Source organism: Mycobacterium sp. NGS29 (assembly GCF_059812965.1).
Genome location: NZ_JCALDR010000007.1, coordinates 165,547 through 191,846, shown reverse-complemented (window position 1 = coordinate 191,846; position 26,300 = coordinate 165,547). Strand labels below are relative to the sequence as shown.

Genomic DNA, 26,300 nt, shown 5'->3' with positions numbered 1-26,300 from the left:
TCAGAGCGACGAATTCTTCTGCGTCAGAACGACATTCGGCGAAGCACCGCGCGCGAACGTCGCCACGGGGCGATCGACTGGGCTGGATTCATATCTGACCCGGCGATTCCGTTCCCCGGGAGAGCCATAGCTGCGAGAAGCCGAACCGTCAACATGCGGCGCGGCCGTAGCCCGAACGTCCATCCGCGTTCGCGACCAAGAGCTGCGTGTGTTCCGGCCGGTCCGGGCGCACCTGCGGGTCAACGTCAGTAGCCGTTCGCGTACGGGAAGTTGGAAGTGAACGGGCACCCGTTCCACGCTTCCGGTGACTTTCGGCGCGCTCCAATGACGGCAAGACATGGTGCGCGCGAAGCAGTTTCGGCTCAATTCCGATCCGACGCGCCAGCGACGTTTCCCACGGAAGCCCACAGCTGTTTCTGCAACCCCACCGCTGCCCGGCCGTGAGAGAGTGCCGACGCGAGTCGAGCCCGGCCATCGCCGGGGACATCTACCCGGCGACTCGCCAAATTTTCACGCATGGTGATTTTAACGGTTAACGTCGGGTAAACTGCCCGTGAACTCCTGGCGCACCGCAGCGGCCGACGGGCAACCACAGGTCCCACCCCACAATCTGCCGGGGGCGTAGCAGAAACGGAGCCTCGTCATGTTCACCCGCCTCGCCGTCTCTGCCGGAACCGTGTTGACTTCGATGCTGGCGCTGAGCGGAGCGGCAATTCTGGGTGGCGGTGCAGCATCTGCCGACTCGAGCCAAGACGACCAGTTCCTGGCCCTGCTGAATCAAAAAGGTGTTTCCGCCCTGTCGGGCGTGCCGAGTCTGATCGCCACGGCGCACGAGATCTGCGGCAATCTTGACGCTGGGGTGTCGGCAAATGCCCTGGTGGACGCACTGGTAGACAACGCGAACAACGTCACTCCGGGTGCCGAGCGAGGCCGACTCGTGCGTACCGAAGGCCGGTTCCTTGCTGCGGCAGTAGAGGCCTACTGTCCCAACAATCTCGGCAGGATAGGTTCTGTCCCTGCCGGCTGGAACAACGCGACGCACCGGGTGGTACTTGCTTCGCGGATCAAAGAGACCAACCCGGACAACCCGTCACCGCCGGTACCAGGTGGACCCGACATCCAGATCCTGACGCCGCCACAGGCGGCGGCTCCCCCTCCAGCACGCAAGGTGGCGCCCCCCGTCGTCGGTCCTCCGCCAGGGGGCGGCGGCGGAGGCGGCGGCACTGGTGGCGGTACCGGCGGAGCGGCCCCGCTACCGCCCGTCGAACCCGGCATCATCGCGCTCGCGCCGTAACAAAACCGCTCGCTCCGCAACCGCGCCTGTGAGCTGCAATTTTGCCGGCGTGGAGTAGCTACGCACACGACACGGCGTCGATTCGGTATCAGCTGGCAAACGCTACTTCTTTTCGCAGCAGTCAGATTGTTAACGTCGCGCGATGCAGGACACGTCGGTGAATTCATGCCTCCGACAATCACGTTCATTATCCCGACGTGAAGTGATGCGCTATGCCGTTGCCATGTCTGTGTTGCCGGGGATCTGCACGGTCTCGGCGTATGGCGGCGTCCCTGAGGCCGCGGCTGCCGCCCCCAAATTAATCGACTTCGCCATGCACCAGATTCCGGCGGAGCACATTCGGGCAGCGGGCTATTCGGGCGTCATCAACTACGTCTCGCTGTCGCGCCCCGGTTCGTCCTTCGGCGCCAAGCCGATCACCCGGCCCTACGCCGAACAGCTGAAAGCTGCGGGGCTGATGATTGTCAGCAATTACCAGTACGGCAAGCCCGGCGGGACAGCGCCGTCGGATTTCAAGCGTGGGTTCGACGGTGGTGTCGCCGACGCTCGCACCGCCTGGAAGCTGCACACCGAGGCCGGCGGCGGCCAGAGTGCGCCCATCTTCTTCACCATCGACGAGGACATCAACCGCGACACCTGGAACACCGTAGCGCTGAAGTGGTTTCGCGGTATCAATTCGGTGCTGGGCGTGCAGCGCACCGGCGTCTACGGCGGCATTGACGTGTGCCAGTGGGCCGCCGCCGACGGGGTCATCGGCAACTCGCGCACGCCGGGCCACCGGTGGGCCTGGCAGACCAAGGCGTGGTCGGGCAGTCGAGTCGATCCTGCCGCGGTCCTCTACCAACGAGTGGTCAGCACGGCGTCGAATCCCGGCCCGACCGTCGGCGGGCAGGAAGTCGACGTCAACGACGTCCTCGCCCAGGATTGCGGGCAGTGGAGTCTGCATCCGTGAGCGCGGGGCAACGTCGTTCATCCCCACGGGTTGGAGTTGCGTCCGGCAGGATCTGAAATCCAGCACCGGGTGCCGGCGAGCACTGCCGCGTGCACCGCTCGCGCGATCCGGGCGCCGACCACAGAGCGGGGCCCACCGTATGCCTCCGCAGTTCCGTCCGTCGGGCAGTGCACGACGATCGCGTCCGAGGCGGTTCCGCTGGCCTGTACTTCAGCCTCGTACAACGCCTGCACTTTCGCCTCCGTCGCAGTAGTTACCGCGTTGACCAGAGCTGCCTCGGACAGCCGCTGCGGCACCTCGACCACAACGTTGATGGTGCCCACCCGGTACTCGTCGCCGGCTAGCAACGGTCGGTAATCGACGGTCTCGAACACGCCACCTTCGGCTGTTCTTACGCCGCAAGGCAATTCGCGGCGAAGGTGCCGGTCAGGTGCTGCTGCCCAGGTCGGGTGCGAGAGCCCGACTGTCGCGGTCGCAACCACGCCGGTGTCTTCGGCCAGCCGGTACCGGGAGACGTCGACGGCGGTGAGCAGCCCGCAACCGGTGCCGGCGAGCTGGAGCGCGGCACCGATCTCCGTCAGGTGACGATCCGGGTCGGTCCGGTCGTAATCGAACGGGACCGTCGCGTTGAGCACCCAGTTCCGGGCGGCGATGCCGCCGCCGAGCGGACCCGACGACACGCACAGCCGAGGCTCGGCGAATTGCCACAGAAGTACCGGCAGCGAACGCGCCTGTTCCACGCGTGCGGTCAACCTGGGATGCATAGCTTCATCCTGGCCTAATATCCGGGTGTCGAAACCAGGGTGCCAGCGAACCTCGTGCTACGCGCATGAGTACGAATCGATTGGGGATCCAGTCGCGCCGGTCGGCTTCATTTTGACGAGAGTCTTGACGCGGATCTTGTCTGGCCCATCGGTAGGTCTGTGACCTGCTTGTATCTGAGTGGAGCTAAGGGGACTCGAACCCCTGACCCCCACACTGCCAGTGTGGTGCGCTACCAGCTGCGCCATAGCCCCGAATGTCGTGCCAGTCGAAGCTACACCACCGGCAACCGTGGTTCAAAGTTGCTGGTCAGGCTGACCCACCACCCGACACCGCCTGCGCCAGCCCGGTCGAGGTATCCGCGGCCGGCCGCGTCTCCGGCCCCAGCAACCACCCGACAGCGGCGATCAGCAGCACGATTCCACTGATCGCGAAGCTCCATGCGTAGCTCACGTGCCCGGCGACCCATCCCACGGTGGTGGCGCCGACGATGGCACCCAGATCCGACACCATCTGCACCATCGCCACCGGCGCGCCGGCACGTGCCTCACTTCCGAGGATGTCCGCGACCGCGGCCTGCATCGGCGACATGTAGATGCCCGTCGTCACTCCGCCTACGAACGCCGCGACCAGAAACCACAGCAACGACGTCGCAAAGCCCAGCCAGGCGGTCGCCACGCCGGTCGCCGCCAGCCCGATGATCAGCAACGTACGACGCCCTATCCGATCAGAGAGGTCGCCGACGGGCACGACGGGTAACGCATTGCCGACGGCAAATGTCGCCAGCGCCAGACCGATGACCCCGACGCTGCGGCCCATCACGTCGGTGACGAACAACGGGACGAGCGCGACCCGAAGCCCGAACGCCGACCAACCTGTCGCGAAGTTGGCGAGTAGCGACGTCCAGTACGCGCGGACGCGCAGCGCTTGGCGCATCGTCACGGTTGATCGCGTCGGGAGCCCGGGAGCCGTCAACTCCGAGTTCCGCAAGCTGTAGAACAACACCACGACGACAACCAGGAGTGCGGCTCCGTAGGCGAGGAACGGCGCGGCTAGTCCCCCACCGGCGGCCAGACCGCCCACCGCCGGGCCGCCGACCGCACCCACCATGAAGGATGTGGTGAACAACCCGGCGACGCGCCCGCGCGCATCGGGAGGACTGATGTGAATCAGCAAGCCGAGCGCCGAGACGAAGAACATCGTCGAGCCGACACCGCTGAGGGCACGCAAAACCGTTAACTGCCAATAAGTTTGAGAAAACGGGCATGCCGCGGTGGTGACCGCCACGATCAGCACACCGGTGATATAGATGCGCCGCTCCCCCAACCGCTGGACCAGCGCACCGCTCATCGGGGCAAACAACATGCGGCTCAACGCGAAAACGGTGACCAGAAAGGTCACCGCATCGATGCTGACGCCGAATGTGCGCGCAAAGGAAGGCATCACCGGCGAGATGACCCCGTAGCCCAGCGCGACCACCACGTTCGCCCCGCTGAGAAGCCAGACTTCGCGCGGCAGCGGGGTAGTCCCGCGACCCCTCGGGCGCGCAAGTCGCAGGGTATTGGTCACCCAATGACTTTATTGACCACCTCGCGAGCCGTTTCCTGCACCTCCGCCAAATGCTCGGGCCCCAGGAACGACTCGGCATAGATTTTGTAGACGTCCTCGGTGCCCGAGGGCCGCGCAGCAAACCAGGCGTTCGCGGTGACCACCTTCAGCCCACCCAGCGGTGCACCGTTGCCCGGCGCGGCGGTCAGCTTGGCTTCGATCGGCTCCCCCGCCAGTTCGGTCGCCGACACCTCCTCGGAAGACAATCGCGACAGCCGGGCCTTCTGCTCCCGGTCGGCCGGCGCATCAACTCGCGCATAAAACGGCTCGCCGTACGAACCCACCAGCTCTCGGTACCGCTGCGACGGGGTCCGACCGGTTACCGCCAAGATCTCCGAGGCCAGCAACGCCAGAATGATGCCGTCCTTGTCGGTGGTCCACACCGTTCCGTCGCGCCGCAGGAACGACGCCCCCGCCGACTCCTCTCCACCGAAGCCGATGGTGCCGCCGATCAGCCCGTCGACGAACCACTTGAATCCGACCGGCACCTCCACCAGCGAACGCCCGATGCCCGCCACCACCCGGTCGATGATCGACGAACTCACCGCGGTCTTGCCGACCCCCACCTCGCCGGGCCACCCGGGCCGGTGCGTGAACAGGTAGTCGATCGCGACCGCCAGGTAATGGTTCGGATTCAGCAGCCCCCCGTCCGGGGTGACGATGCCGTGCCGGTCGGAGTCGGCATCGTTGCCGGTGGCGATCTGGTAGTGGTCCCGATTGGCGATCAGCCCGGCCATCGCATCCGGTGAGCTGCAGTCCATCCGGATCTTCCCGTCGTGATCCAGCGTCATGAACCGCCAGGTTGCGTCGACCAGCGGGTTGACCACGGTCAGGTCCAAATCGAAGCGCGATGCGATCTCGCCCCAGTAGTCCACGCTGGCCCCGCCGAGCGGGTCGGCGCCGATGCGCACCCCCGCTGCGCGCACCGCCTCGATGTCCACCACGTTCGGCAGATCTTCGACGTAGGCAGCCAGATAGTCGTGTCGCTGTGCCGAACCCAATGCACGCGCCAACGGCACCCGCCGCACCGCCGACAGCCCGTCACGCAGAATCTCGTTGGCGCGCTTGGCAATCACGCCAGTCGCGTCGCTGTCGGCCGGGCCGCCATTGGGCGGGTTGTACTTGAAGCCACCGTCCGAGGGCGGGTTGTGCGACGGCGTCACCACGATCCCGTCAGCCAACCCGTCCTTGCGTCCGCGGTTGTAGGTCAAGATGGCGTGACTGATCGCCGGAGTCGGGGTGTAGCGGTCGCGGCTGTCTACGGCAGCCAGGACGTCGTTGCCGGCCAGCACCTCCAGCGCCGTGACCCAGGCGGGCTCCGAAAGGCCATGTGTGTCACGGCCGATGAACAACGGACCGGTCGTGCCCTGCCCGGCCCGATACTCCACGATGGCCTGGGTAGTCGCCAGGATGTGCGCCTCGTTGAACGCACCGTTCAATGCCGAGCCCCGATGGCCCGAGGTACCGAACACCACCTGTTGCGCCACATCGTCGGGATCGGGCTGCACCGAGTAATACGCCGTCACCAGATGCGGCAGATCGACGAGGTCATCGGGTTGCGCCGGTCGACCGGCTCGCGGGTGGGCCATGGTCACAATTCTGCCCATAGGCCACGGCACCGCCCTAAGCTGCTAGGCGCACAGTTGGCACACGAGAGGGAAACAACCGGTGGCACGCCACGACTATCGGGAGTTGGCAGCGATTTTCGCCGGCGGCGCGCTGGGCTCGCTGGCCCGCGCCGCCCTCGCCACCCTTGCCGTCCCCGATCCGGCGCGCTGGCCATGGCCGACGTTCGCGGTCAACATCGTCGGCGCTTTCCTGGTCGGTTACTTCACCACCCGACTGCTGGAACGGTTGCCGCTGTCCAGTTATCGCCGCCCGCTGCTCGGCACCGGTCTGTGCGGCGGACTGACCACGTTCTCCACGATGCAGGTCGAGACGGTCCGGATGATCGAGCACGGACACTGGGCGCTGGCCGGCGCGTACACCGTCGTCAGCATCACGCTGGGACTGCTGGCGGTCTACCTGGCTACCGCCCTGGTGCGCCGGGTCCGGCTCCGATGACGACGGTCCTGCTCTGGCTCGCCGTCATGCTCATCGGCGGTGTCGGATCGGTCGCCCGCTTCCTGGTGGACCGTTCGGTCGCGCGCCGAACGCCCGGCCCGTTCCCCTACGGCACTTTGACGGTGAACCTGACCGGCGCGGCGTTGCTCGGCTTCCTGGGCGGTCTGGCGCTGTCCAAGGACGCCGCGCTGCTGGCCGGAACCGCCTTCGTCGGCGCCTACACCACGTTTTCCACCTGGATGCTCGAGACTCAGCGGCTCAGCGAGGAACGGCAGTTGCTCGCGTCGTTCGCCAACATCGCCGTCAGCGTGCTCCTCGGGCTGGCCGCAGTCGTGCTCGGCCAGCAGATCGCGGGCCTGATATGAGCGAGCAGAGCCTGAAACTCACCGCGTATTTCGGCGAACGGCAGCGCGCTGTCGGCGCACCGCGCCGGTTCCTGGCCGACGCCATGTTGGATGTGTTCGGCTCTCGCGGCGTCGCCACCAGCGTGATGATGCGCGGCATCTCCGGCTTCGGCTCGAAAGGTGAACTGCGCAGCGATCGTTCGCTCAGCTTGTCCGAAGACCCGCCGGTAACGATCGCCGCCGTTGACTTTTCGTCCAAGATCGGTCCCCTGGTCGACGAGGTCGCTGCGATCACCGGCCGCGGACTAGTGACGCTGGAACGTGCCCGCCTGGTCACCAAGGACAGCGGACCCGACGCAGCCACCGACATCGACAGCCGAACCGGGGATGCCGCGAAGCTGACCGTATACGTCGGCCGCCAGGTGCGGGTGGCCGGCCGACCGGCGCACCTCGCCGTTTGCGAACTCCTGCATCGGCAAGGATTCGCCGGTGCCACAGTGTTTCTCGGCGTCGACGGCACCGTGCACGGTGAGCGCGAGCGAGCCCGGTTCTTCGGGCGCAACGTCAACGTGCCGCAGATGATCATCGCGGTGGGGTTGCCGGCCCAGGTGTCCGCGGCGATGGCCGAACTGGCGCAACTGTTACCCAACCCGCTGCTGACCGTGGAACGGGTCCGGCTGTGCAAACGCGACGGCGAGATGTTCGCCCGCCCCCAGGAGTTGCCACCGACCGACAACCAGGGGCGCACCCTGTGGCAGAAACTCATGGTCCACACCGGCGAGGCAACTCTGCACGACGGCCAACCGCTCCACCGCGCCATCGTGCACCGATTGTTGCAGTCCAAGTCCGCGCGTGGCGCCACGGTCCTGCGTGGCACCTGGGGCTTTCAGGGAAACCATAAGCCTCACGGAGACAAGATTTTTCAGCTTGTCCGCAGCGTGCCAGTGACCACTGTCATCGTGGACACACCCGAGGCGATCGCGCGCAGCTTCGACGTCGTCGACACGGTGACCACCCGGCACGGATTGGTCACCAGCGAGATGGTTCCCGCGGCAATGGCTCTGGACGGAACGCAGAACTGGACCGGAACACCATTGGCGGAGTACGACTACTGACCGATGCCGTTCAGCAGCGCATCCAGCAGTGCGTCCAACCGGGTCGGACTGGCTCCGTGGTTCAGTGCGTGCAGTAGCAACGTGCCGATCAGTGCGTCGGCGACGGCATCCAGATCCGCGTCGTCACGAATTTGCTTGTCGCGCATGCCTTGACGAAGCCGCGTCATCAGTCCTTCGTGTTGCGGCGCGCTCAACTGCTGATACAGCGCGACCCCGTCGGACGAGTTCGCGGCCGCGGCCGCGACCAGAGCTCGGATTAGCGCACCGTTGGGCGCCTCGGCCAGAAAGTTCGCGTGGTCGTTGAGCCAGGAACGCAGATCGGCTCGGATGTCACCGGTGTCGGCGACCGGAAACGAGCCTGACCCGCCATACGCCTCCAGGACCGCTTCGGCCACCAGCGGCGCTTTGGAGGGCCAGCGCCGGTAGACGGTCTTCTTCCCCACCCCGGCATGGGCGGCAACGCTTTCCATGGACAGTTCGGCGTAGCTGCCCGCCGCCAGCAGGTCACGTGCGGCGGTCAGGATCGCGCGGTCGAGTTGCCTGTCGCGTGGGCGGCCTGGTTGCGTTACCGTCATAAGGAAACGATACGTGTCGTATCTTCGCCAAGGCAACGGAAGGATCCGCTGTGACCGCATCGCTCTCGGTGCCCAAGACGTGGGACGACATCACTGCAGGGTGGATGTCGGCGGCGCTGGTCAGCCGGTTCCCCGGCATCGTCGTGGAGTCGGTCACCGTTGCGGACCGCGACGACGGGACCAACCGGCGCGCGCGTCTGGCGCTGACCTACGCCGCCGGCGCCGGCCCGGCCACGGTGTTCGCCAAAGCCGCCGACCCCGCGCACAAAGAGATGATCCGCATGACCAGCGGCATGTTCCACGAGCCGCGGCTTTTCATCTGCGGCGTCGAATTACCACTCGAGCACCCCGAGGTCTATACCGCCTTGATCGACAAGGACGACTACGACTTCGTGTTGATCATGGAGGATCTGAGTGCGCGCGGCGCCGATCCGCGGGACGCGACCCGGCCCATGTCGGTCGAGCAGGTCGCCTCCGGCGTACAGGGGTTGGCCCGGATGCACGGCAGATATTGGGGCCACCGGCTGGCCGCGTACCCCGCACTGGACTGGCTCGAGCCCTTTTTGCCCTGGGACGGAATGCAATACGCGCCGCTGCACGAAGCTCAGGCGCGCCTGGGCGACGACGCGCCCGCCGAGGTGCTGTCGCTCAACGCCGACCAGCTGATCGAATCCATCTGGAAGCCGTACATCCGCACCCTCACAACCACGCCGCAGACCTTGCTGCACGGCGACCCGCACATCGGCAACACTTATCTGCTGGCCGACGGGGAGGTGGGCTTCCTGGATTGGCAGGTCGCCCGCCACGGCAACTGGTCGCTGGACCTGGGCTATTTCCTGCAGGGTGCCCTGACCGTCGCGGATCGCCGCAACAGCGAACGTGAATTGCTGGAGATCTATCGCGGCGCACTCGGACTGCCCGCCGCCGAGTTGCCCAGCAGCGACGAGGTCTGGCTGCGCTACCGCGCTTCAGTGGCCCACGGGCTGGCCATCTGGTTGTGCACCGCCTCCGCCGGTGACCTGTGGCAACGACCGGACATCGCTATCGCACTGGCACAACGGTATTCAGCGGCCTATGCGGATCTGGACACCGCCGCCGCACTGCGTGAGATCAGTGGGTGATCAAGCCGTCACGGCGCGCCGAGGCCCAACTCGGCAACGGTCAGTAGTGGTAGGTGTCCGACGGTGCCGGTGAATGCCCCTGCTCGTCCTCGAACGTCGACGCCTCGATGCCATACGACCGGGCCAGGTCGAGAATCTTGGTCGCCCGCGCGATGCGGGGCAGATCCGACCCGTTGCGGATCTCTCCCCCGTCGCGTTCGAACTCAGCGAAAAACTCCTTCGCCCAACCGATTTCGTCCTGAGATGGCGACAATCCCTCGTTCACCACAGCACACTGATCCGGCGAGAGACAGATCTTGCCGGTCATGCCGAACTCGACCGACACGGCGCTGGCCTCGATCAGCTTGAGCGGGTTGGACCCGATGGTCGGGCCGTCGATGGCGCTGGGCAGGCCGGCCGCCTTGGCCGCAATGGTGAACCGGGACCGCGCATAAGCCAGCGTGGACGCGTCTTCGCCGAACCCGGTGTCGCGACGAAAGTCGCCGATGCCGAAGGCGAGCCGGAAAGTGCCCTTGGCCGCGGCGATCTCGGTGATGCGCTCCAGCCCTCGGGCTGTTTCTACCAGCGCCACGATCGGCACGTTGGGCAGCCGTTTCGCGGTCTCGGTGACGTGGTCCACCGATTCGACCATCGCCAGCATCACCCCGCCCACCGGGGTACCGGCCAACTGGGCCAAATCATCTGCCCACCAAGGGGTCCCGAAGCCGTTGATCCGAACCCAGTCATTGTTGTCGGCGGACAACCACCGCACCACGTTGTCGCGGGCGCTGACCTTGTCCTTGGGCGCGACCGCGTCCTCGATGTCGAAGACCACGATGTCGGCACGGGAGCGCGCCGCGGCTTCGAACCGATCAGCGTGTGTGCCGTTGACCAGCAACCAACTGCGTGCCAGCACCGGATCGATGCGTGAGCCGATGTCGGTGGGGTCCGTCGTGGTGTCGGTGTTGCCCTGTTCGTACACGTCCCCAACCGTAGCGACACCGCAATCCGGTCAGAGCTGGGCCCACACCGACTTCGTCTTCATGTACATGTCGATGCCCTCGCGGCCGAACTCGTGACCCCAGCCGGACTGCTTGTGACCACCGAAGGGCACATCGTGGTCGAACACCAGCTGGCAGTTCACCTGCACGCTGCCCGCCTGCAGCCGCTTGACGATCCGGTGTGCGCGCCCCAGGTTCTCCGTCCAGGCGGTGGCGGCCAGGCCGTAGGTGGTGTCGTTGGCCATGGCCACGGCCTCGTCTTCGTCGTCGAACGGCAGGATGCTGACCACCGGTCCGAAGATCTCCTGCTGGTACAGCCGCATCCCGGGGTCGACGTTGGTCAGCACCGTGGGATGCACGAAGTAGCCTTTGCGGTCCAGACGGTAACCCCCGGCCACCACGTCGACCCCGTCGTTCTTGCCTTCGTCGATGAAGCCCATCACCCGGGTCAGCTGCTTCTGGCTGATCAGCGGGCCGCTGACGCAGCCCTCCTCACTGGGGGCGCCGAGCTTGAACGTGTTGGCCATCATCGAGATGCCTTCCACGACCTGGTCGTACACGCCGCGTTGCGCGAAGATCCGTGACCCGCACACGCAACCCTGCCCGGAGTGCACGAAGATGCCCAGCGACGCCATCAGAATGGTCTTGCTCATGTCGGCGTCGTCGAAAATCAGCACGGGCGACTTTCCGCCGAGTTCGAGGGTCACCTTCTTGAGGTTGCCCGCCGACGCGCGGACGATCTCCTTGCCCACTTCGGTCGAACCGGTGAACGCCACCTTCTCGACGCCGGGGTGCGCGGTGATCGCCGCACCCGCGGTGTGCCCATATCCGGTCAGTAGGTTGACCACACCGTCGGGCACGCCGGCCTCGTGGATCAGCCGATCAAGTAGCAGCGCCGAGAGCGGGGTCTCCTCGGCGGGCTTGACCAGCATGCTGCAGCCGGCGGCCAGCGCGGGCGCCAGCTTCGCACACGCGTTGAAGATCGGACCGTTCCACGGGAAGATGAGCCCGACCACGCCGTAGGGCTCCTTGAGCGTGTAGGCGTGCATGTTGACGAAGGCGTCCGTCGCGATGCCATCGGTTTTGACGTCGTAGGCGACGCCGTTGATCTTGGAACACCAACCGGCGTAGTAGCGGAAGAATTCTGAACAGGTGGACATCTGCAGCTGCGCCTGCATCAGTGGCATGCCGGTGTTGAGCGAGTCGAGTTGCGCGAATTCCTCAGCATGCTCGTCGATCAGATCGGCGATGCGCCACATGACTTTTGCCCGTGCGCGTCCCGGCAACTGGGACCAGACCCCGGAGTCGAAAGCTGCCCGGGCCCGCTCGACGGCGTTGTTGACGGCTTCCTCGCCGCAGTCGGTGAATTCAGTGATCTGTTCTTCGGTCGCCGGATTGATGACCGGGATGACATCTCCGGTGCCGGGGCGTTCACGGATTTCGTCCAGTACCGCATGCAGGGTCATCGTCGATCCTCTTTCGTCATCGAATGCTGAGCACTTGCTTAGCACCGTCAGTGGCGTGGGGTCAAGGCGCCGCCCCGCGCGCCCCCGTTTCGACGGATTCAGTCGTCGAACAGTGCTTGGATAACGAGGTGCCCACCTCCGGCAAGCCGAGGCGCTGCCCGCCGGATCGGCTCGACGATCGGAGAACCCGCATGTCTGACCGCCCCGACATCGTCATCCTGATGACCGACGAGGAGCGCGCGGCGCCGCCCTACGAACCGGCCGAACTGCAGGAGTGGCGCGAGCGGATGCTGCCCGGTCGGCGCTGGTTCGACGACAACGGGGTCAGCTTCACCCGGCATTACACCGGTTCGCTGGCCTGCGTGCCGAGCCGCCCGACGATCTTTACCGGCCAGTATCCCGACCTACACGGCGTCACCCAGACCGACGGAATCGGCAAGCGCTTCGACGATTCGCGGCTGCGCTGGCTGCGCGTGGGCGAGGTGCCGACGCTGGGTAACTGGTTCCGCGCCGCCGGTTACGACACCCATTACGACGGCAAATGGCACATTTCGCATGCCGACCTCACCGATCCGGAGACGGGCGGATCGCTGGCGACCAACGATGACGACGGCGTCGTCGATCCGGTGGCGGTGCAGCGCTACCTGGACGCCGACCCGCTGGCCCCGTACGGCTTCTCGGGCTGGGTGGGTCCCGAACCGCACGGGGCGGGCAACGCCAACAGCGGCTACCGGCGCGACCCGTTGATCGCCGACCGCGTGGTGGCTTGGCTCGAAGATCGCTACGCGCGTCGCCGCGCCGGTGACATCGCCGCCCTGCGCCCGTTCCTGCTGGTGGCCAGCTTCGTCAACCCGCACGACATCGTGCTCTTCCCGGCCTGGGCGCGGCGCAGTCCAGTGCAGCCTGCTCCCCTGGATCCCCCGCATGTGCCGCCGGCACCCACCGCGCAGGAGGACCTGTCCACCAAACCGGCCGCACAGATCGCGTTCCGGGAGGCCTACTACTCCGGGTACGGGCCGGCGCCAGTGATCAGCCGCACCTACAAACGCAACTCGCAGCGCTACCGCGACCTCTACTACCGCCTGCACGCCGAGGTCGATGCGCCGCTCGACCGGGTGCGCCGGGCGGTCACCGACGGTGGCTCCGACAATGCTGTCCTGCTACGCACCTCCGATCACGGCGAACTGCTCGGTGCGCACGGCGGACTGCACCAGAAATGGTTCAACCTGTACGACGAGGCCACCCGGGTGCCGTTGGTGATCGCCCGAATCGGTCACCGCGGCACCGACGCGCGCACCATCGACACGCCGACCTCGCATGTCGACCTGGTCCCGACTCTGCTGGGCGCGGCGGGCATCGACATCGACACCGCCGCCGCAGCACTGGCCGAGTCCTTCTCCGAGGTGCACCCACTGCCCGGTCGCGACCTGATGCCGATCGTCGACGGAGCCGCCGCCGACGAGACGCGGGCGGTGTATCTGATGACGCGCGACAACGTGCTCGAGGGTGATACCGGCGCTTCAGCATTGTCCCGCCAGTTGGGAAGAAACACGAATCCCCCTGCGCCCCTTCGGATCAGGATTCCAGCCCACGTGGCGTCCAATTTCGAAGGCCTGGTGGTACGCGTCGCTGCTGCCGACGGTGGCGCAGGACATCTCTGGAAGCTGGTGCGCACCTTCGACGATCCGGCCACCTGGACCGAGCCCGGGGTGCGACACCTGGCCGCCAACGGAGTGGGTGGGGAAACCTACCGTACGGACCCGATCGATGATCAGTGGGAGCTGTACGACCTGACTGCCGACCCGGTCGAGACGCAAAACCGTTGGGCTGACCCCGAACTGCTCGAACTACGTCGGCACCTGAGGATGCGACTCAAGCAGATCCGCGCGGAGTCGGTCCCCGAACGCAATCGGCCGTGGCCGTACGCCGACCGGCAACCGCCTGCGGACGGAACGCACGGAGTGCTACGCCGAACGCTCGGGCGGTTGCGCAAACCCGGGTGATCCTGGCACTCCCGTTCAGCAGGGGCGGCGGGTAACTTGTTGACGCGCAGCGTAAATGATCGAGCCTGCGGTATGGAACGGCGTGGAGTCACGGTGGGCGGGTCCGATAGGCAGGTCGGCGGCGCGCCGCAACATCATCTGCGCCAGGGTGCCGTTGGTGCAGTACGGGACGATCAGGACGTTGGCGAGCTGTTCCGCGCCATTCACGCTGATCACGTGCTGCTGCTTATGTTGCCAGCCTTGCCAATTCAAGTCGGGCGGTCGCTGCAGTGGTGGCCAGTTGACGGCGATGCCGGTGACCTCGCCAAGCCGCGCGCTCAGCGCTCCGACCAGCTCCGGCAACTCCGCGCCGATCCGATCGGTACGCGGCCACCACGCCCCGTCGATGTCCTGCCCGAGCTCCAGTGCCAGCGTCAGCCGGATCGGGGTGGCCTGGCGCCGCCCGAGCAACGACGACATCACAGAATCCACGGGGTCGGCGGACCAAACCCCGACCCGGGGCGATGCAGGAGATTTCGTAAGAGCGGTACCGGATTACACACCAGGGGTGTTCCTTCATTCAGCGTCGACGCCCGCGGGTGCGGAACGACGGAGGAATCACATTGCCGGTGTGCGTAGCCTGAGCTGACTACCGCTGACAACGAAACGGCTCGGTCCTGAGGCTACGCCACCGAGGCCGCTGCCGAACAGCTGGATTCAGTTCCGATCAGTGCCGATGCGGCGAATAAGGCAGATGTAGGCGAGTATGGAAAGCATGGCCATAGAAAACTGGTGGGATGCCCCCGAAATCCATCCTTCGGAGATCCGGGTGGGTGATGCCATCGGTACGGTGGACGCCGATCATCTCCGTTACATCGTCAAAATGATCAGCGGCCCGCAATCCGGGCGTCAGCGGTGGACGTTCTTCGGCCGCGACGCGCAGGGCCGGGATCACGCGAGCACGTTCAAAGAAGACGACATGGTTCGCAGGTTCGCCAAAGCGTCCTGAGTTGGCCGGACGCTAATGTAGGCGTACCGCCAAGGACCCACGGGTCCACCAATCGAGCTGGTGACGGCTCCCCGGTGCCGACAGGGGTTGTATGTCTAGGTTTTCGTTGCCCGAGGAAGCGCCGGGCGGTTTGTCGTCGCCGGTGACAGCGAAGGTCATGAAGTATGCGGCCAAGGCGCACGTCGCGATCTTCAAGCTCACCAACGGCCGCATCGGCAAGACCTGGCGGGTGGGCGCCGGCTTTCACAAACCGGTGCCGACCCTGCTGCTTGAGCACCGCGGTCGCAAGTCCGGGAAACTGTTCACCACGCCGCTGGTCTATCTGCAGGATGGCGATGATTTCGTCATCGTCGGCTCGCAGGGGGGCATGCCCAAGCACCCGCAGTGGTACCGCAATTTGGTCGCCCACCCCGACACCCAGGTGCACGTGACGGGTCAGCGCAATGTCAAGGTGACGGCCCACGTCGCCACTCCGGAGCAGCGCGCGGAGTTGTGGCCCAAGCTGCTCGAGCTCTATGCCGACTTCGCGAAATATCAGACATGGACGGATCGGGAGATCCCGGTCGTCATCCTTTCGCCGCGTTAGCCGTCAGTCGGAACAGCGCGCGATCCAGCGTCGGCAGTATTTCGGTGATGGGGATCTCGCCGGCGGCGAAGCGCGCCACCAGGCCGTAGGCGAGGTTGGAGATGATCGGCGGCAGGTCGTCGATCAAGTCTGGATCAGCGCCGTCCAACGCGGCGGCAGTGGCGGGGATGACTGCGTCCAGACCCCGGCTCACCAACCGCTGGCCGCCCGGGGCGGAGCGGGCCCGGAAGTACGCCCGCAGCATGTCGGGGTGGCGTTCCCATGGCTCGAAAATCGTTCGAAATATTCGCATCAGGCGCTCATAGACAGAGGCGTGCGGATCGGGAGCCTGGCCGGCCAGGCCCGCGTACCGGTTCTCGTTCATCCAGTACTCAAGGGCGGCCAGGATCAGCGCGTCGCGGTTGGGAAACCGCTTGTAGATGGTCGCCAGTGACGTGCGTGCTCGTCTGGCGACCTCGCGCAGTTGCACCGCGTCGTAGCCGTCGGTCTCCAGGATGTCCACCACGATGTCGACGATGCGGTCCCGGCCGCGTTCCGGCCTGGGTTCGGCTTCGCCGGCCGTTCGTTCAGCGCTGACCACATGCACCCTTGCTCTCGTGGAGTAACACGGTTACCGTACCAGGGTGTAACGCCGTTACTCAACGAGGAGATGCAGATGCCAGGTCGGGTTGCAGGCAAAGTCGCGTTCATCACGGGCGCGGCGCGGGGGCAGGGCCGAAGCCATGCCGCGCGGCTGGCTCAGGAGGGTGCGGACATCATCGCGGTCGACGTGTGCCAGCCCTTCGACAACTCCCCGGCGCCGGCGTCCACGGCGGACGACCTCGCCGAGACAGCCGACCTGGTCAAAGGCTTCAATCGCCGGATCGTTACCGCCGAGGTCGATGTCCGTGATTACGACGCACTCAAGGCCGCCCTCGACAGCGGTGTCGAGCAACTAGGCCGGCTCGACATCGTCGTCGCCAATGCCGGCATCGGCACCATCGCCCCCAAGCTGCACCGTATGGACGAGAGCCTCTGGCAGCAGATGATCGACGTCAACCTCAGCGGCGTCTGGAAGTCAGTCAAAGCCGCGGTGCCACATCTGCTTTCATCTGGCGGCGGCTCGATCGTGCTTACCAGTTCAGTCGCCGGACTGAAGGCCTACACCCACACCGGGCACTACAACGCCGCCAAACACGGAGTGGTCGGGTTGATGCGGTCCTTTGCCGTCGAACTCGGCCCGCAGAACATCCGGGTGAACACGGTCCATCCCACCCATGTGAACACGCCACTGTTGATCAACGAGCAGACATTTCACTTGTTCCGGCCCGACTTGGAAAATCCTGGCCCGGACGATCTGGCGCCGATCTGCCAGACCTTCCACACCCTGCCAATCCCCTGGGTCAACGCCGAGGACATCAGCAACGCCGTGCTGTTCCTGGCCTCCGACGAGGCGCGCTACATCACCGGCGTCACCCTTCCCATCGACGCGGGCAGCTGCCTCAAGTGACCATCACCGCCGAAACCGCTGTCTATTACGACCCGTACGACGTCAACATCACCGCCAACCCATACCCGATCTTCAGTCGCCTGCGTGACGAAGCACCGTTGTACTACAACGAGCGCTACAACTTCTGGGCCATCTCGCGGCACGCCGATGTCGAAGCGGCGCTGTCGGATTGGGAGACGTTCTCCAACAGCCGAAGTGACATCCTAGAACTGATCCAGTCCAAGTTCCCGATGCCGCCCGGCGTGATGATGTTCGAGGATCCGCCCAAGCACACCATGCTCCGTGGCGTGATGTCGCGGGTCTTCACCCCGCGGCGGATGGCGGCCATCGAAGACCAGATTCGCCGTTACTGCATCCGGTGCCTGGACCCGCTGGTGGGGTCCGACAGTTTCGACATCATCGCCGAATTGGCTTCGATGATGCCGATGCGGGTGATCGGCATGCTGCTGGGTATCCCCGAGGAAGAGCAGATCGGTGTGCGCGACGCCAACGACGCCAACCTGCGTACCAAAGCCGGCACGCCCATGAAAGTGGCCAACCCCGACGCCATCGCCGATGGCCGCATCTACGCGGACTATGTGGACTGGCGCGCCAAAAATCCCTCCGACGACCTGATGACCTCGTTGCTCAACGTCGAGTTCGAGGACGAAAACGGGGTCACCCGAAAGCTGACCCGCAAAGAGGTGTTGCATTACACCCAGGTGGTCGCCGGGGCGGGCAACGAGACCACAGGTCGGCTGATCGGCTGGCTGGCCAAGGTACTCGCTGAGCACCCCGACCAGCGTCGCGAAATCGCCCAGGACCGTTCCCTTTTGACACGCGCGGTCGACGAGACGTTGCGCTTCGAACCGACCGGCCCCCACGTCGGCCGGTACACGATCCGCGATTTCGAACTCTACGGAACTACGGTGCCGGCTGGCAGCGCGGTGCTGCTGCTATTCGGCGCTGCCAACCGAGACCCGTTGCGCTACAACGATCCTGACATTTTCAACATTCATCGCAACAACATCTCACATCTGACCTTCGGCAAAGGGGTGCACTACTGCCTGGGCGCGAACCTGGCCCGCCTGGAGGGCAGGGTCGCCCTTGACGAACTGCTCAACCGGTGGCCCGAGTGGGAGGTCGACTACGAAAGCCTCAAGCTCGCGCCGACCTCGACGGTGCGCGGCTGGGAACGGTTGCGCATCGTCGTCGGATGACGGGATTCCCTGCCTGTCAGCACCACCGACAACCCGACCAACATGCGAAGCACGCAAACACATTCGGCACGATTCAAGGGAACCGATCGACCCGGATCGCCGCTAGTTCATGAGCGGCCACTGCACACCGACCGGCGCCGAGTTCAGTCGGCCGGCGCCTCGACGGCCGCTCGCCGACTCGGACGGGCCGCACCCCATAGCCCGACGCCGATGCCCACTGCCGCCCCACCGAGCCCGACGAGCCGTTGCGCGGGTTTGAGCTGATCGTGCACGCTCAGCCCGCCGATCAGATCGGCCGCGTCCGCACCGCCGGACGCCAGGAACCAACCGCGGGTGTTCTTGCCGCGCAACGCCGCAGCGGCAAGTAGACCGCCGATCAGCGCGTCGCGATATCCCATGGAGCGCAACAGCAGTTGCGCAGTTGCTGTTTGATCGTCGGGATCGCCCCACAGCTTGTTTGACTTGACCGGGTCGATGAGGAACGACATGCCCGACGCCAGTCGGATGCTGCCCGCAACAAGTGCGGCACGATCGATCGACATGAGCGGAGCTTAGTCTTCCCTCATACCAACGGAGAAGGGGTGCAGAATGACGTGGCAGATTGTGATGGTCGTCTTGTCATTGAGTATCGCGGCCGTCGCAGGATCGGGTTGGATTTTCACCCGCAAAGAACCTGCCCGACAACGCCGCCGGACCGTAGCGCTCGGCTCCCTGGCAGCTGCGGCGATGTTTTTCGTGTTGGGTTCGTTCACGATGGTCGGAACACGCCAGATCGCGATCATCACGACTTTCGGCCGTCCCAACGGGGTGAGTCTGAACAACGGATTTCACGGCAAGTGGCCCTGGCAGGTGGCCCACCAGATGGACGGCGCGGTACAGATCGACAAGTACGTCAAGCACGGTGACCACGACGAACGCATCCTGGTGCGACTGGGCAACCAATCCACCGCCCAGGCCGACGTCAGTATTCGCTGGCAAATCAAACAACACGCCGCGCCCGAACTCTTCCAGCAGTACAAGACGTTCGACAACGTGCGCATCAACCTGATCGAGCGCAATCTGTCGGTCGCCCTCAATGAAGTGTTCGCCGCGTTCAACCCACTGGACTCACAGAATCTCGATGTCTCGCCGCTGCCGAACCTGGCCAAGCGTGCCGCCGACATCATGCGCCAGGACGTGGGCGGCCAGGTCGACATCTTCGACGTTAATGTGCCCACAATCCAGTACGACCAGGGCACCGAGGACAAGATCAACCAGCTGAACCAGCAGCGGGCCCAGACCTCGATCGCGCAGGAGTCACAGCGCACTGCCGAAGCTCAGGCCAGAGCCAACGAAATCCTGTCCCGCTCGATCAGCAACGACCCCAATGTTGTTGTGCAGAACTGTATTACGGCTGCGATAAATAGGGGTATCAGTCCCCTCGGTTGTTGGCCGGGCACTTCCGCCATGCCGACCGTCTCGGTGCCACCCGGCCGGTAGCGAGGGCATAGGGTTGATATCCATGCAGAACCCGTTCGCAGACGCGCTGCGCGGCCGCTGGGTGGGCCGACGAGGGCGGCAGGCGTCCTCGGTCGACGTCGCTGAAGACTTCGAGGACGAAGAAACCAAAGCCACCGACGCCGCGCTCGACGCCGTCGAGCTGCCGTCGGCGGATCCCGCGCTGCTGCTGCAGAAGATGGAGAACCGGCTGGTCCGCAACCACTTGAACAACGACGTCATGAGCGTTGAGCAACTACGCAGACTGCGTTACATCCTCAACTTCGCCCGACTCGCCGACTTCGAACCCGGGGCGGCCGGCCCGGGTGGCAGCCGCGGGCGCGGAGACGTGTCGGTGGGCGCCGAGATCGGGCCTTGGCGGTCCAGGGTCGTCGACGCACTGTATGAACCGTTGCGCGAGGAGTCGGACCCGGTCAAAGCGCTGACAGCGGCTCGGGAGATGTTGCCCGCTCTCAGCGAGGATCAGGACGACCAGCGACGTGTGCTGATCGAACGTCACCGCAACGACTTCTCCGCCGTCGAACTCGACACCGAAGTCGGCTACAAGAAGCTCGTCACAGTCATGGGCGGTGGCGGGGGCGCCGGTTTCGTCTACATCGGCGGGATGCTGCGCCTGTTGGAGGCTGATCAGCTGCCCGACTACATGATCGGTTCGTCCTTCGGCTCGATCATCGGCAGCCTGGTGGCCCGCGAACTGCCGGTGCCGATCGAGGAATATGTCGCGTGGGCCAAGACGGTGTCCTACCGGGCGATCCTCGGCCCTGAGCGGATGCGCCGTCGCCACGGCATGGCTGGTTTGTTCGCGCTGCGATTCGACCAGTTCGCTCAGGCCCTGCTCAGCCGCGAGGACGGCGTACGCCTTCGCATGTCGGACCTGGCAATCCCTTTCGACATCGTGGTCGCGGGGGTACGCAGACAGCCATATTCCGCGCTGCCCTCCCGATTTCGGCGGCCCGAACTAGCGGCATTGCAGGGACGGTCAATCCCGTTCCGCCCCATCGGAATCGGGCCACTGGTGGCGGCTCGGATGTGGCAGGTCTCGGCATTCATCGACTTGCGGGTCGTCAAGCCGATCGTGATCAGCGGCGACGATCCCGCTCTCGACTTCGACGTGCTCGATGCGGCGTCGTTCTCCTCGGCGATCCCCGGTGTGCTGCATCATGAGTCGAGCGACCCGCGGATGCTGCCACTGCTGGACGAACTGTGCGCGGAACGGGAGGTCGCAGCGCTCGTCGACGGCGGTGCCGCGAGCAATGTGCCGGTCGAGTTGGCCTGGAAACGGATCCGCGACGGGAAGCTTGGCACCAGGAACGCCTGCTATCTGGCATTCGATTGCTTTCACCCGCAATGGGATTCGCGGCACCTGTGGATGGCCCCGATCCTGCAGGCGATCCAGCTGCAGATGCTGCGCAATCTGCCCTACGCCGACCACCTGGTCCGCTTCGAGCCCACCCTGTCGCCGATCAACCTCGCGCCGTCCGCCGCGGCTATCGATCGCGCCTGCAAATGGGGACACAACAGCGTCGGCAAAGCCATTCCGGTCACCACGGCACTCCTGCAGCCGACCTGGTGGGACGGGGACGAACCCGCTGCCGCCGGTTCCAGAGATCGCGTGCGCGCGAAGTCGGTGGCATCGTCGATGAGTTCGGTGATGGCTGCCCTCCAGGCTCCCGGTGGACGGGTGGCACGGTGGCGTGACCGCTACCTGACCTGAGGCCGCGGACCCCGCGGTCTAACATGACCTCATGGTCGACCCGGTCGGGGGCGCTGACTACAACACCGGCGCGCATGCGGACTCGGCGAGTCTTGCATGGTCTAGCGGTACCGAAGTTCCAGACATCCAGAGCGTGCCGCCGGGTGGGGTCCCCGATGATGCACTCGCTGAACCCGCGATCGTGGAACAGTCATGGGGCACCGTATTGGGCAGATCGGTGGCGGTGCTGCTGATCTGCCTCGGGGTGGCGGCGGTGATCGTGGTCGTGGGTCTGGTGCTGCTCCGAGACCCCTCTCCCGACGCTGCCCCGGCGCGCACCACCGCCGCTCCGACGGCGCCGGCCACCACCACGGCCATCGTCTCTGATCCCGAACAGGACAGCCGCTACATCGCGGCCCTCAATGAGAAAGGCATCGTCTTCGCCAACCCCGATGTGGCCGTCTCGAACGGCAAGGCGGTGTGTCAGAGTTTTGCGGCCAGAATGTCGGTGGCAGAAGTGGTAGCAGAGTTCCGGGCAAGCAGTCCCGACTTCAGCGCACACGCCGAAGACATTGTCGCCGTTTCCGTTCGGGCCTACTGCCCGCAATACAGCAAACTCGTCGCGGGAATGTAGGAGCCGACATTGCCCGTTGAGAGGACAGGTGAGAGCCCGTTGCGGGTGGCAGTCATCTCCACCGGCGGCGTGGGCAGCATCGCAGTGCGGGCCATCGCCCGACGCGCCAACTACGACCTGGTCGGGGTGTGGGTGCACAGCCCGGAGAAGACCGGGCGGGATGCTGGTGAACTGGTCGGGATCGACCCCATCGGTGTGAACACCACCGGCGAACTGGACGACATCATCGCGTTGCAGCCGGACTGCGTCGTCTACACCGCCGCCAGCCCGGAAATGGACGCCCCCGCCGTGCGCGATTACGTGCGGTTCCTGTCCGCCGGCATCAACCTCGTCACCACCAACACCCCGGGCATGATGTTTCCCGACAGCTGGATTCCGCACCTGGCCGCCGAGGTGCGCGAGGCCGCGCTGGCCGGCGGCGTCACCGCCTACACCTCGGGCATCGAACCGGGGTTCGCCGGTGACCAGTTGGCCGTGCTGCTCTCGACCCTGTCCAGCAGTATCAAATCCATTCGCACGCAAGAGATTTTCGACTACTCGCAATATCCGAACACCTACGTGATGTTCGACGCGATGGGCTTCGGCCGGCCGTTGGACTACACACCGTTGCTGTCCCTCAATGGCGCACAGCAGTTTGCGTGGGGTCCGCCGGTCAACATGGTCGCCCGCGCACTGGGCATCACGCTGGACGAGGTAACCGAAACTTACGAGCGGGTCGCGACCCCACGTGAACTGGTGGTGGCGAGCGGGGTCATCGCTGCCGGTACCTGCGGCGCGATCCGGGCGCAGACCATGGGGATGGTCGGTGGCCAACCGGTCATCACCATCGAACACGTCAACCGGATGGCTCCCGACCTGGCGCCGGAGTGGGCCAGCGCACCGAACGGCACGTACCGCCTCATCATCGATGGCGAGCCGAAGATCACCTGCGACTTGCGACTCGGGGCGGCCGACACACCTGCCGCAGCCAATGACGCCGGGATGGAGGCCACTGCCATGCGGGTCGTCAATGCGATCCCCTACGTGGTTGCCGCGCCGGCGGGCATCGCGACCTCACTCGACCTGCCGATCACCGCGCCGCGGCACGCGCTGGTCAATCCGTAACCGCCCGGAATGCGCTGACCAACTCCGACAGCACCTCGCCCGCCTGAGCAGGATCGGCGGGCAGCGATCCGGAGAGGCGGATGTCGGTGGCCCCATCGGCCAGCAGCTGCGGAACCACCGCGACCGACGCCTGCACGTCGACCGAGCGATCCGCGCCCCTTACCAGCGCCGCGGAACCCTGCACCTGAAGATCACCCGGGTCTCCCCCGGCGTCGACGATCGCCTCCTTCATGGCCGGGATAGCGCCTCGGAGATCACTGATCGCCGGACCCCAAGGGATCCAACGGTTTCCGAACCGGCTCAACCGACGGGCGACCGCCGGATTGACCGTTCCACTGACCCAGATGGGTATGCCCCCGGCCTGCAATGGTTTGGGCATCTGATGGATGCCGTCGAAGGACAAATCGGGTGCGTCGTACGCGCCGCGTTGCTGCGTCCACAACGTCTGACACACTTCCAGGGTGTGGTCGAGGAGTCGTCCACGTCGTTCGAAGCTAAGCCCTGCGGCCTCGTATTCCTCACGCTGCCAACCGATTCCGACTCCGAGGTCCACCCGCCCGCCGGACAACACGTCAAGGGTGGTCAACTGCTTGGCCAGCACCACCGGACGTCGAAGCGCGGCCAGCAGCACTCCGGTGGAGAGCCGGATGCGGGTGGTGGTGGCGGCTACCGCGGTCAGGAAGATCAACGGTTCCAGCCAGTGACCGTCAGGTCCTGTCGGTTGTTTGCCGCCGGCGGTGCCGCCGGCGGCGGGGTCGCTGTACGCGGCGAGGTTTTCCCCGAAGACGACGTGGTCGGAGACCACGACCCGGTCGACGCCGGCGGCGTCCATTGCCTGCGCCATATGCAGCGTCGCAGCCCAGTCCTCGTCGGAGCGGTCGCTGAAGGTCCGCAGGTACAGCGAGAGTTTCGGACGTTGCGTCATAGGCGTCGAGCCTACGGCGCGGACCTCGAGCCGTCCGGGGGAAGGGTTGGCACAGAGCATCTCCCTTGGTGTCCGCGTCGACCGCGAATCCCAGCCCACCCGATCTTGTTCCCGACCGGTACGCGGCGCCTGCAATATCTGCATGCCGAAAGCGGTCACCCCTCGGAGCGCAGCTCCCATGGCTCGTCCCAGTGGTCCGTGACGGCTACTTCAGTCAGGGGTTTGCGCCGCACCAACCTGTGTCTGCCCTTGGGCCAGCCGACCGTCAGCAAAGATGCGATCTGCCAGTCGGCGGGCACACCTGCCACGGCACGCAACTCCGCCTCACACGAGTAATGCCACAGCGTGATCGCTGCGCCCAGGCCCTGCGCGCGCGCCGCGAGCAGAAAATTCTGCACGGCGGGATAGATCGAACCACCCTGCTGGAGCTCAGCTGCCCCCGGCTGAGGCTGGATGCAGAACATGACAAGCGCAGGTGCCGACCCGCCGACGCGGGTGTGCTCGGCCATCGTGCGCAAGGCACGCGACCGCGGATCGTCGGCGGCATCCTCGGGCACCGAAAGGCCGTAGTAATCAGCCAATGCCTGCCACGTCCTGGCCGCACCGGCCGTGACAACTTCGCGAGCCTCGGCCGATCTCAGCACCACGAATTTCCACGGCTGCTGGTTGGCGCCGGACGGCGCCCAAGTGGCAGCGAGCAGGCACCGCTCGAGCACTTCGTCGGAGACGGGTTCGTCGCGATACCGCCGAACAGTTGACGCGGTCCGCATGACCTCCCAGAGATCGACAGGTGCCGCGCTCATGCCAGCGCGGCCCGCTGCAGCACACCTCGCCACGTGCCGCCCCGCATCGGTCCGGTGACCAGCGGCAGATCGAGGGTCGACAACAGGCCGGGCGGAGCGGCGATGACCGCAGGGATGGCGTTGAGCTCGCGCATCACGGTCGCATAAGTCAAGCCGCGCATATTGTTTCCGCGACCATGCATTTCGATGTCAACGGTATAGGTGGGCAACCCGTCCACGATGACGCGGTAGCCGCCGTGCGGTGAGGGATGTCGCGGCCAGTCCGGGGCCGATCCGTTACCCATGCGAGTGATGTGTTCGAGCACGATCCGCTCCTCATCGTCCACGATGCCGGCGAGCTTGAACCGCATCCCGCCCATGGTGCCTGGCTCGATCCAACCCGACGCGACCTCGTAACGCTCTGCAGCGAGCCACTTCTCGATTGTTGTCTCGACCCGGTCGAGTGGGAGGCCGACACCGTCCGCGACCAGGTGGACGATAGGAGCCCATAATGCGGCGAGCCGTTCGGTGTCGAAGAGCGGTGCCGGGTGGTCGGGGGTGTGTCCAAATCCCATGAATTCGAACATGATGTCGGGCTGGTCGATCGGCCCGTAGTCAAGGATCTCGAGCATGGTGATCTTGTCGACACGACTGCTGAATCCGGTCATCGTCAGCGCAATGACGTCATTGGCCCAGCCGGGGTCGACACCACTATTGAAGAAGCTGGTATTGCCTTCCCGGCATGCCGACTCCAACAGTTCGACGGTCTCATGGTCTGCCGCAGGTGGGTAACACAGCGGCACCAGGGAGGTACACACCACATGCTTGCCCGCGCGTAGGCAACGCGCGATGTCCTGTGCGGCCTCGTGATAGCGATAGTCACCCGATGCGAAGTAGGCCACTACATCAGCGTCACCTGCGAGTGCGGCAGCGATGTCCCGGGTGGCGATGACCCCGGTTGCGGGCATTCCGCACAAGTCGCCGGCGTCGCGCCCCTCCTTGGCATCGGAGTACACGAGCACGCCGGACAGCTCCAGACCGGGATGGGTGATCAAGGCGCGCAGCGCACCGACCCCGACCTGCCCGGGACCCCACAGGATCACCCGGGGTTTGCACTGC

At 65.5% G+C, this 26,300-nt stretch carries 27 protein-coding genes and 1 tRNA gene; 15 read left to right on the top strand and 13 right to left on the bottom strand.

The genetic code is table 11. From position 1 onward, the window contains the following. Positions 1 to 643 precede the first annotated feature (643 nt). A complete protein-coding gene (locus tag AC5Y5Z_RS12735; RefSeq protein ID WP_473139020.1) occupies positions 644 to 1,294 on the top strand; it encodes a DUF732 domain-containing protein in 651 nt (216 codons plus the stop codon). Positions 1,295 to 1,436: 142 nt separating this feature from the next. Beyond that, positions 1,437 to 2,246 (top strand): DUF1906 domain-containing protein, encoded by an 810-nt coding sequence (locus AC5Y5Z_RS12730; RefSeq protein WP_499925425.1) that lies wholly within the window; start codon positions 1,437 to 1,439, stop codon positions 2,244 to 2,246. Between the two features lie 17 nt (positions 2,247 to 2,263). On the opposite strand, the gene AC5Y5Z_RS12725 is transcribed toward AC5Y5Z_RS12730, so the two are convergent. From AC5Y5Z_RS12725 to pgm, 4 genes are all read right to left on the bottom strand, one after another. Then, a complete protein-coding gene (locus AC5Y5Z_RS12725) occupies positions 2,264 to 3,010 on the bottom strand; it encodes an adenosylcobinamide amidohydrolase (RefSeq protein ID WP_463827736.1) in 747 nt (248 codons plus the stop codon). 179 nt (positions 3,011 to 3,189) lie between these two features. After that, positions 3,190 to 3,262, bottom strand: a tRNA-Ala gene (locus tag AC5Y5Z_RS12720). A gap of 55 nt (positions 3,263 to 3,317) precedes the next feature. Continuing rightward, a complete protein-coding gene (locus AC5Y5Z_RS12715) occupies positions 3,318 to 4,487 on the bottom strand; it encodes an MFS transporter (protein ID WP_463827799.1) in 1,170 nt (389 codons plus the stop codon). 86 nt (positions 4,488 to 4,573) lie between these two features. Then, positions 4,574 to 6,205, bottom strand: coding sequence for a phosphoglucomutase (alpha-D-glucose-1,6-bisphosphate-dependent) (gene pgm / locus AC5Y5Z_RS12710; protein ID WP_499925423.1), 1,632 nt, complete (start codon positions 6,203 to 6,205; stop codon positions 4,574 to 4,576). Positions 6,206 to 6,284: 79 nt separating this feature from the next. Between pgm and crcB (AC5Y5Z_RS12705) the strand changes: the two genes are divergently transcribed. From crcB (AC5Y5Z_RS12705) to AC5Y5Z_RS12695, 3 genes are read left to right on the top strand one after another with little or no spacing between them, the layout of a single operon-like run. Next, positions 6,285 to 6,680, top strand: a complete 396-nt coding sequence (crcB, locus tag AC5Y5Z_RS12705) for a fluoride efflux transporter CrcB (RefSeq protein ID WP_463827730.1) — start codon at positions 6,285 to 6,287, stop codon at positions 6,678 to 6,680. Then, on the top strand, positions 6,677 to 7,045 hold the full coding sequence (gene crcB / locus AC5Y5Z_RS12700) for a fluoride efflux transporter CrcB (RefSeq protein ID WP_463827729.1): 369 nt from the start codon (positions 6,677 to 6,679) through the stop codon (positions 7,043 to 7,045). The genes crcB (AC5Y5Z_RS12705) and crcB (AC5Y5Z_RS12700) overlap by 4 nt, the downstream gene beginning before the upstream one ends. After that, a complete protein-coding gene (locus AC5Y5Z_RS12695; RefSeq protein ID WP_499925421.1) occupies positions 7,042 to 8,139 on the top strand; it encodes a DUF190 domain-containing protein in 1,098 nt (365 codons plus the stop codon). The genes crcB (AC5Y5Z_RS12700) and AC5Y5Z_RS12695 overlap by 4 nt, the downstream gene beginning before the upstream one ends. Here the strand turns inward: AC5Y5Z_RS12695 and AC5Y5Z_RS12690 are convergent. Next, the gene (locus AC5Y5Z_RS12690; RefSeq protein WP_473139025.1) at positions 8,133 to 8,714 is read right to left on the bottom strand and encodes a TetR/AcrR family transcriptional regulator; all 582 of its coding nucleotides are present in this window, start codon (positions 8,712 to 8,714) and stop codon (positions 8,133 to 8,135) included. The two genes, AC5Y5Z_RS12695 and AC5Y5Z_RS12690, sit on opposite strands and share 7 nt — an antisense overlap. 104 nt (positions 8,715 to 8,818) lie before the next feature. On the opposite strand from AC5Y5Z_RS12690, the gene AC5Y5Z_RS12685 reads away from it, so the two are divergent. Then, on the top strand, positions 8,819 to 9,835 hold the full coding sequence (locus AC5Y5Z_RS12685; protein WP_499925477.1) for a phosphotransferase: 1,017 nt from the start codon (positions 8,819 to 8,821) through the stop codon (positions 9,833 to 9,835). 40 nt (positions 9,836 to 9,875) lie between these two features. Here the strand turns inward: AC5Y5Z_RS12685 and AC5Y5Z_RS12680 are convergent, their stop codons facing one another. Beyond that, complete coding sequence (locus AC5Y5Z_RS12680; RefSeq protein WP_463827726.1) at positions 9,876 to 10,796, bottom strand: HpcH/HpaI aldolase/citrate lyase family protein; 921 nt, start codon at positions 10,794 to 10,796, stop codon at positions 9,876 to 9,878. Between the two features lie 30 nt (positions 10,797 to 10,826). Beyond that, positions 10,827 to 12,281, bottom strand: coding sequence for an aldehyde dehydrogenase family protein (locus AC5Y5Z_RS12675; protein ID WP_463827725.1), 1,455 nt, complete (start codon positions 12,279 to 12,281; stop codon positions 10,827 to 10,829). Positions 12,282 to 12,472: 191 nt separating this feature from the next. Here AC5Y5Z_RS12675 and AC5Y5Z_RS12670 point away from each other — a divergent pair, with 191 nt between their 5' ends. After that, a complete protein-coding gene (locus tag AC5Y5Z_RS12670; RefSeq protein ID WP_499925419.1) occupies positions 12,473 to 14,284 on the top strand; it encodes a sulfatase family protein in 1,812 nt (603 codons plus the stop codon). A 15-nt stretch (positions 14,285 to 14,299) separates the two neighbouring features. Here AC5Y5Z_RS12670 and AC5Y5Z_RS12665 read toward each other — a convergent pair whose 3' ends face one another. Beyond that, the gene (locus tag AC5Y5Z_RS12665; protein WP_499925417.1) at positions 14,300 to 14,743 is read right to left on the bottom strand and encodes a DUF5994 family protein; all 444 of its coding nucleotides are present in this window, start codon (positions 14,741 to 14,743) and stop codon (positions 14,300 to 14,302) included. Positions 14,744 to 15,038: 295 nt separating this feature from the next. On the opposite strand from AC5Y5Z_RS12665, the gene AC5Y5Z_RS12660 reads away from it, so the two are divergent. After that, on the top strand, positions 15,039 to 15,272 hold the full coding sequence (locus AC5Y5Z_RS12660) for a hypothetical protein (RefSeq protein WP_463827722.1): 234 nt from the start codon (positions 15,039 to 15,041) through the stop codon (positions 15,270 to 15,272). A gap of 91 nt (positions 15,273 to 15,363) precedes the next feature. Then, positions 15,364 to 15,858: a nitroreductase family deazaflavin-dependent oxidoreductase gene (locus AC5Y5Z_RS12655; RefSeq protein WP_499925414.1), complete on the top strand. Its 495-nt coding sequence runs from the start codon at positions 15,364 to 15,366 to the stop codon at positions 15,856 to 15,858. Here the strand turns inward: AC5Y5Z_RS12655 and AC5Y5Z_RS12650 are convergent. Next, complete coding sequence (locus tag AC5Y5Z_RS12650; RefSeq protein ID WP_499925412.1) at positions 15,839 to 16,438, bottom strand: TetR/AcrR family transcriptional regulator; 600 nt, start codon at positions 16,436 to 16,438, stop codon at positions 15,839 to 15,841. The two genes, AC5Y5Z_RS12655 and AC5Y5Z_RS12650, sit on opposite strands and share 20 nt — an antisense overlap. Before the next feature lie 75 nt (positions 16,439 to 16,513). Here AC5Y5Z_RS12650 and AC5Y5Z_RS12645 point away from each other — a divergent pair, with 75 nt between their 5' ends. Together AC5Y5Z_RS12645 and AC5Y5Z_RS12640 are read left to right on the top strand one after the other, a co-directional pair. Continuing rightward, positions 16,514 to 17,347, top strand: a complete 834-nt coding sequence (locus tag AC5Y5Z_RS12645; RefSeq protein ID WP_473139028.1) for a mycofactocin-coupled SDR family oxidoreductase — start codon at positions 16,514 to 16,516, stop codon at positions 17,345 to 17,347. Next, on the top strand, positions 17,344 to 18,546 hold the full coding sequence (locus AC5Y5Z_RS12640) for a cytochrome P450 (RefSeq protein ID WP_473139029.1): 1,203 nt from the start codon (positions 17,344 to 17,346) through the stop codon (positions 18,544 to 18,546). The genes AC5Y5Z_RS12645 and AC5Y5Z_RS12640 overlap by 4 nt, the downstream gene beginning before the upstream one ends. Before the next feature lie 143 nt (positions 18,547 to 18,689). Here the strand turns inward: AC5Y5Z_RS12640 and AC5Y5Z_RS12635 are convergent, their stop codons facing one another. Continuing rightward, positions 18,690 to 19,088 carry a DUF4267 domain-containing protein gene (locus AC5Y5Z_RS12635; RefSeq protein ID WP_463827717.1) on the bottom strand — a complete coding sequence of 133 codons (399 nt, stop codon included), beginning with the start codon at positions 19,086 to 19,088 and terminating at the stop codon, positions 18,690 to 18,692. Between the two features lie 46 nt (positions 19,089 to 19,134). Between AC5Y5Z_RS12635 and AC5Y5Z_RS12630 the strand changes: the two genes are divergently transcribed. The 4 genes from AC5Y5Z_RS12630 to AC5Y5Z_RS12615 are packed head-to-tail and all read left to right on the top strand — an operon-like array spanning position 19,135 to position 23,474. Beyond that, complete coding sequence (locus AC5Y5Z_RS12630; protein WP_499925409.1) at positions 19,135 to 20,025, top strand: SPFH domain-containing protein; 891 nt, start codon at positions 19,135 to 19,137, stop codon at positions 20,023 to 20,025. Between the two features lie 22 nt (positions 20,026 to 20,047). Beyond that, positions 20,048 to 21,757: a patatin-like phospholipase family protein gene (locus AC5Y5Z_RS12625; protein ID WP_463827715.1), complete on the top strand. Its 1,710-nt coding sequence runs from the start codon at positions 20,048 to 20,050 to the stop codon at positions 21,755 to 21,757. 31 nt (positions 21,758 to 21,788) lie between these two features. After that, positions 21,789 to 22,370 carry a DUF732 domain-containing protein gene (locus AC5Y5Z_RS12620; protein ID WP_473139030.1) on the top strand — a complete coding sequence of 194 codons (582 nt, stop codon included), beginning with the start codon at positions 21,789 to 21,791 and terminating at the stop codon, positions 22,368 to 22,370. A 9-nt stretch (positions 22,371 to 22,379) separates the two neighbouring features. Next, a complete protein-coding gene (locus tag AC5Y5Z_RS12615; protein WP_499925406.1) occupies positions 22,380 to 23,474 on the top strand; it encodes an NAD(P)H-dependent amine dehydrogenase family protein in 1,095 nt (364 codons plus the stop codon). Here the strand turns inward: AC5Y5Z_RS12615 and AC5Y5Z_RS12610 are convergent. From AC5Y5Z_RS12610 to AC5Y5Z_RS12600, 3 genes are all read right to left on the bottom strand, one after another. After that, on the bottom strand, positions 23,464 to 24,399 hold the full coding sequence (locus AC5Y5Z_RS12610; protein WP_499925404.1) for a TIGR03619 family F420-dependent LLM class oxidoreductase: 936 nt from the start codon (positions 24,397 to 24,399) through the stop codon (positions 23,464 to 23,466). The genes AC5Y5Z_RS12615 and AC5Y5Z_RS12610 overlap by 11 nt on opposite strands. A 155-nt stretch (positions 24,400 to 24,554) precedes the next feature. Then, positions 24,555 to 25,202 (bottom strand): nitroreductase family protein, encoded by a 648-nt coding sequence (locus AC5Y5Z_RS12605; protein ID WP_473139033.1) that lies wholly within the window; start codon positions 25,200 to 25,202, stop codon positions 24,555 to 24,557. After that, on the bottom strand, positions 25,199 to 26,284 hold the full coding sequence (locus AC5Y5Z_RS12600; RefSeq protein ID WP_499925476.1) for an NAD(P)H-dependent amine dehydrogenase family protein: 1,086 nt from the start codon (positions 26,282 to 26,284) through the stop codon (positions 25,199 to 25,201). Before AC5Y5Z_RS12600 ends, AC5Y5Z_RS12605 begins: the two co-directional genes overlap by 4 nt. Positions 26,285 to 26,300 lie beyond the last annotated feature (16 nt).

Coding starts and splice junctions, on each gene's coding strand:
- AC5Y5Z_RS12735 (WP_473139020.1), top strand. CDS start 644: ATGTTCACCCGCCTCGCCGTCTCTGCCGGAACCGTGTTGACTTCGATG.
- AC5Y5Z_RS12730 (WP_499925425.1), top strand. CDS start 1,437: ATGCAGGACACGTCGGTGAATTCATGCCTCCGACAATCACGTTCATTA.
- AC5Y5Z_RS12725 (WP_463827736.1), bottom strand. CDS start 3,010: ATGCATCCCAGGTTGACCGCACGCGTGGAACAGGCGCGTTCGCTGCCG.
- pgm (WP_499925423.1), bottom strand. CDS start 6,205: ATGGCCCACCCGCGAGCCGGTCGACCGGCGCAACCCGATGACCTCGTC.
- crcB (WP_463827729.1), top strand. CDS start 6,677: ATGACGACGGTCCTGCTCTGGCTCGCCGTCATGCTCATCGGCGGTGTC.
- AC5Y5Z_RS12695 (WP_499925421.1), top strand. CDS start 7,042: ATGAGCGAGCAGAGCCTGAAACTCACCGCGTATTTCGGCGAACGGCAG.
- AC5Y5Z_RS12690 (WP_473139025.1), bottom strand. CDS start 8,714: ATGACGGTAACGCAACCAGGCCGCCCACGCGACAGGCAACTCGACCGC.
- AC5Y5Z_RS12685 (WP_499925477.1), top strand. CDS start 8,819: ATGTCGGCGGCGCTGGTCAGCCGGTTCCCCGGCATCGTCGTGGAGTCG.
- AC5Y5Z_RS12675 (WP_463827725.1), bottom strand. CDS start 12,281: ATGACCCTGCATGCGGTACTGGACGAAATCCGTGAACGCCCCGGCACC.
- AC5Y5Z_RS12670 (WP_499925419.1), top strand. CDS start 12,473: ATGTCTGACCGCCCCGACATCGTCATCCTGATGACCGACGAGGAGCGC.
- AC5Y5Z_RS12665 (WP_499925417.1), bottom strand. CDS start 14,743: ATGTCGTCGTTGCTCGGGCGGCGCCAGGCCACCCCGATCCGGCTGACG.
- AC5Y5Z_RS12660 (WP_463827722.1), top strand. CDS start 15,039: ATGGCCATAGAAAACTGGTGGGATGCCCCCGAAATCCATCCTTCGGAG.
- AC5Y5Z_RS12655 (WP_499925414.1), top strand. CDS start 15,364: ATGTCTAGGTTTTCGTTGCCCGAGGAAGCGCCGGGCGGTTTGTCGTCG.
- AC5Y5Z_RS12645 (WP_473139028.1), top strand. CDS start 16,514: ATGCCAGGTCGGGTTGCAGGCAAAGTCGCGTTCATCACGGGCGCGGCG.
- AC5Y5Z_RS12635 (WP_463827717.1), bottom strand. CDS start 19,088: ATGTCGATCGATCGTGCCGCACTTGTTGCGGGCAGCATCCGACTGGCG.
- AC5Y5Z_RS12630 (WP_499925409.1), top strand. CDS start 19,135: ATGACGTGGCAGATTGTGATGGTCGTCTTGTCATTGAGTATCGCGGCC.
- AC5Y5Z_RS12625 (WP_463827715.1), top strand. CDS start 20,048: ATGCAGAACCCGTTCGCAGACGCGCTGCGCGGCCGCTGGGTGGGCCGA.
- AC5Y5Z_RS12620 (WP_473139030.1), top strand. CDS start 21,789: ATGGTCGACCCGGTCGGGGGCGCTGACTACAACACCGGCGCGCATGCG.
- AC5Y5Z_RS12610 (WP_499925404.1), bottom strand. CDS start 24,399: ATGACGCAACGTCCGAAACTCTCGCTGTACCTGCGGACCTTCAGCGAC.
- AC5Y5Z_RS12605 (WP_473139033.1), bottom strand. CDS start 25,202: ATGAGCGCGGCACCTGTCGATCTCTGGGAGGTCATGCGGACCGCGTCA.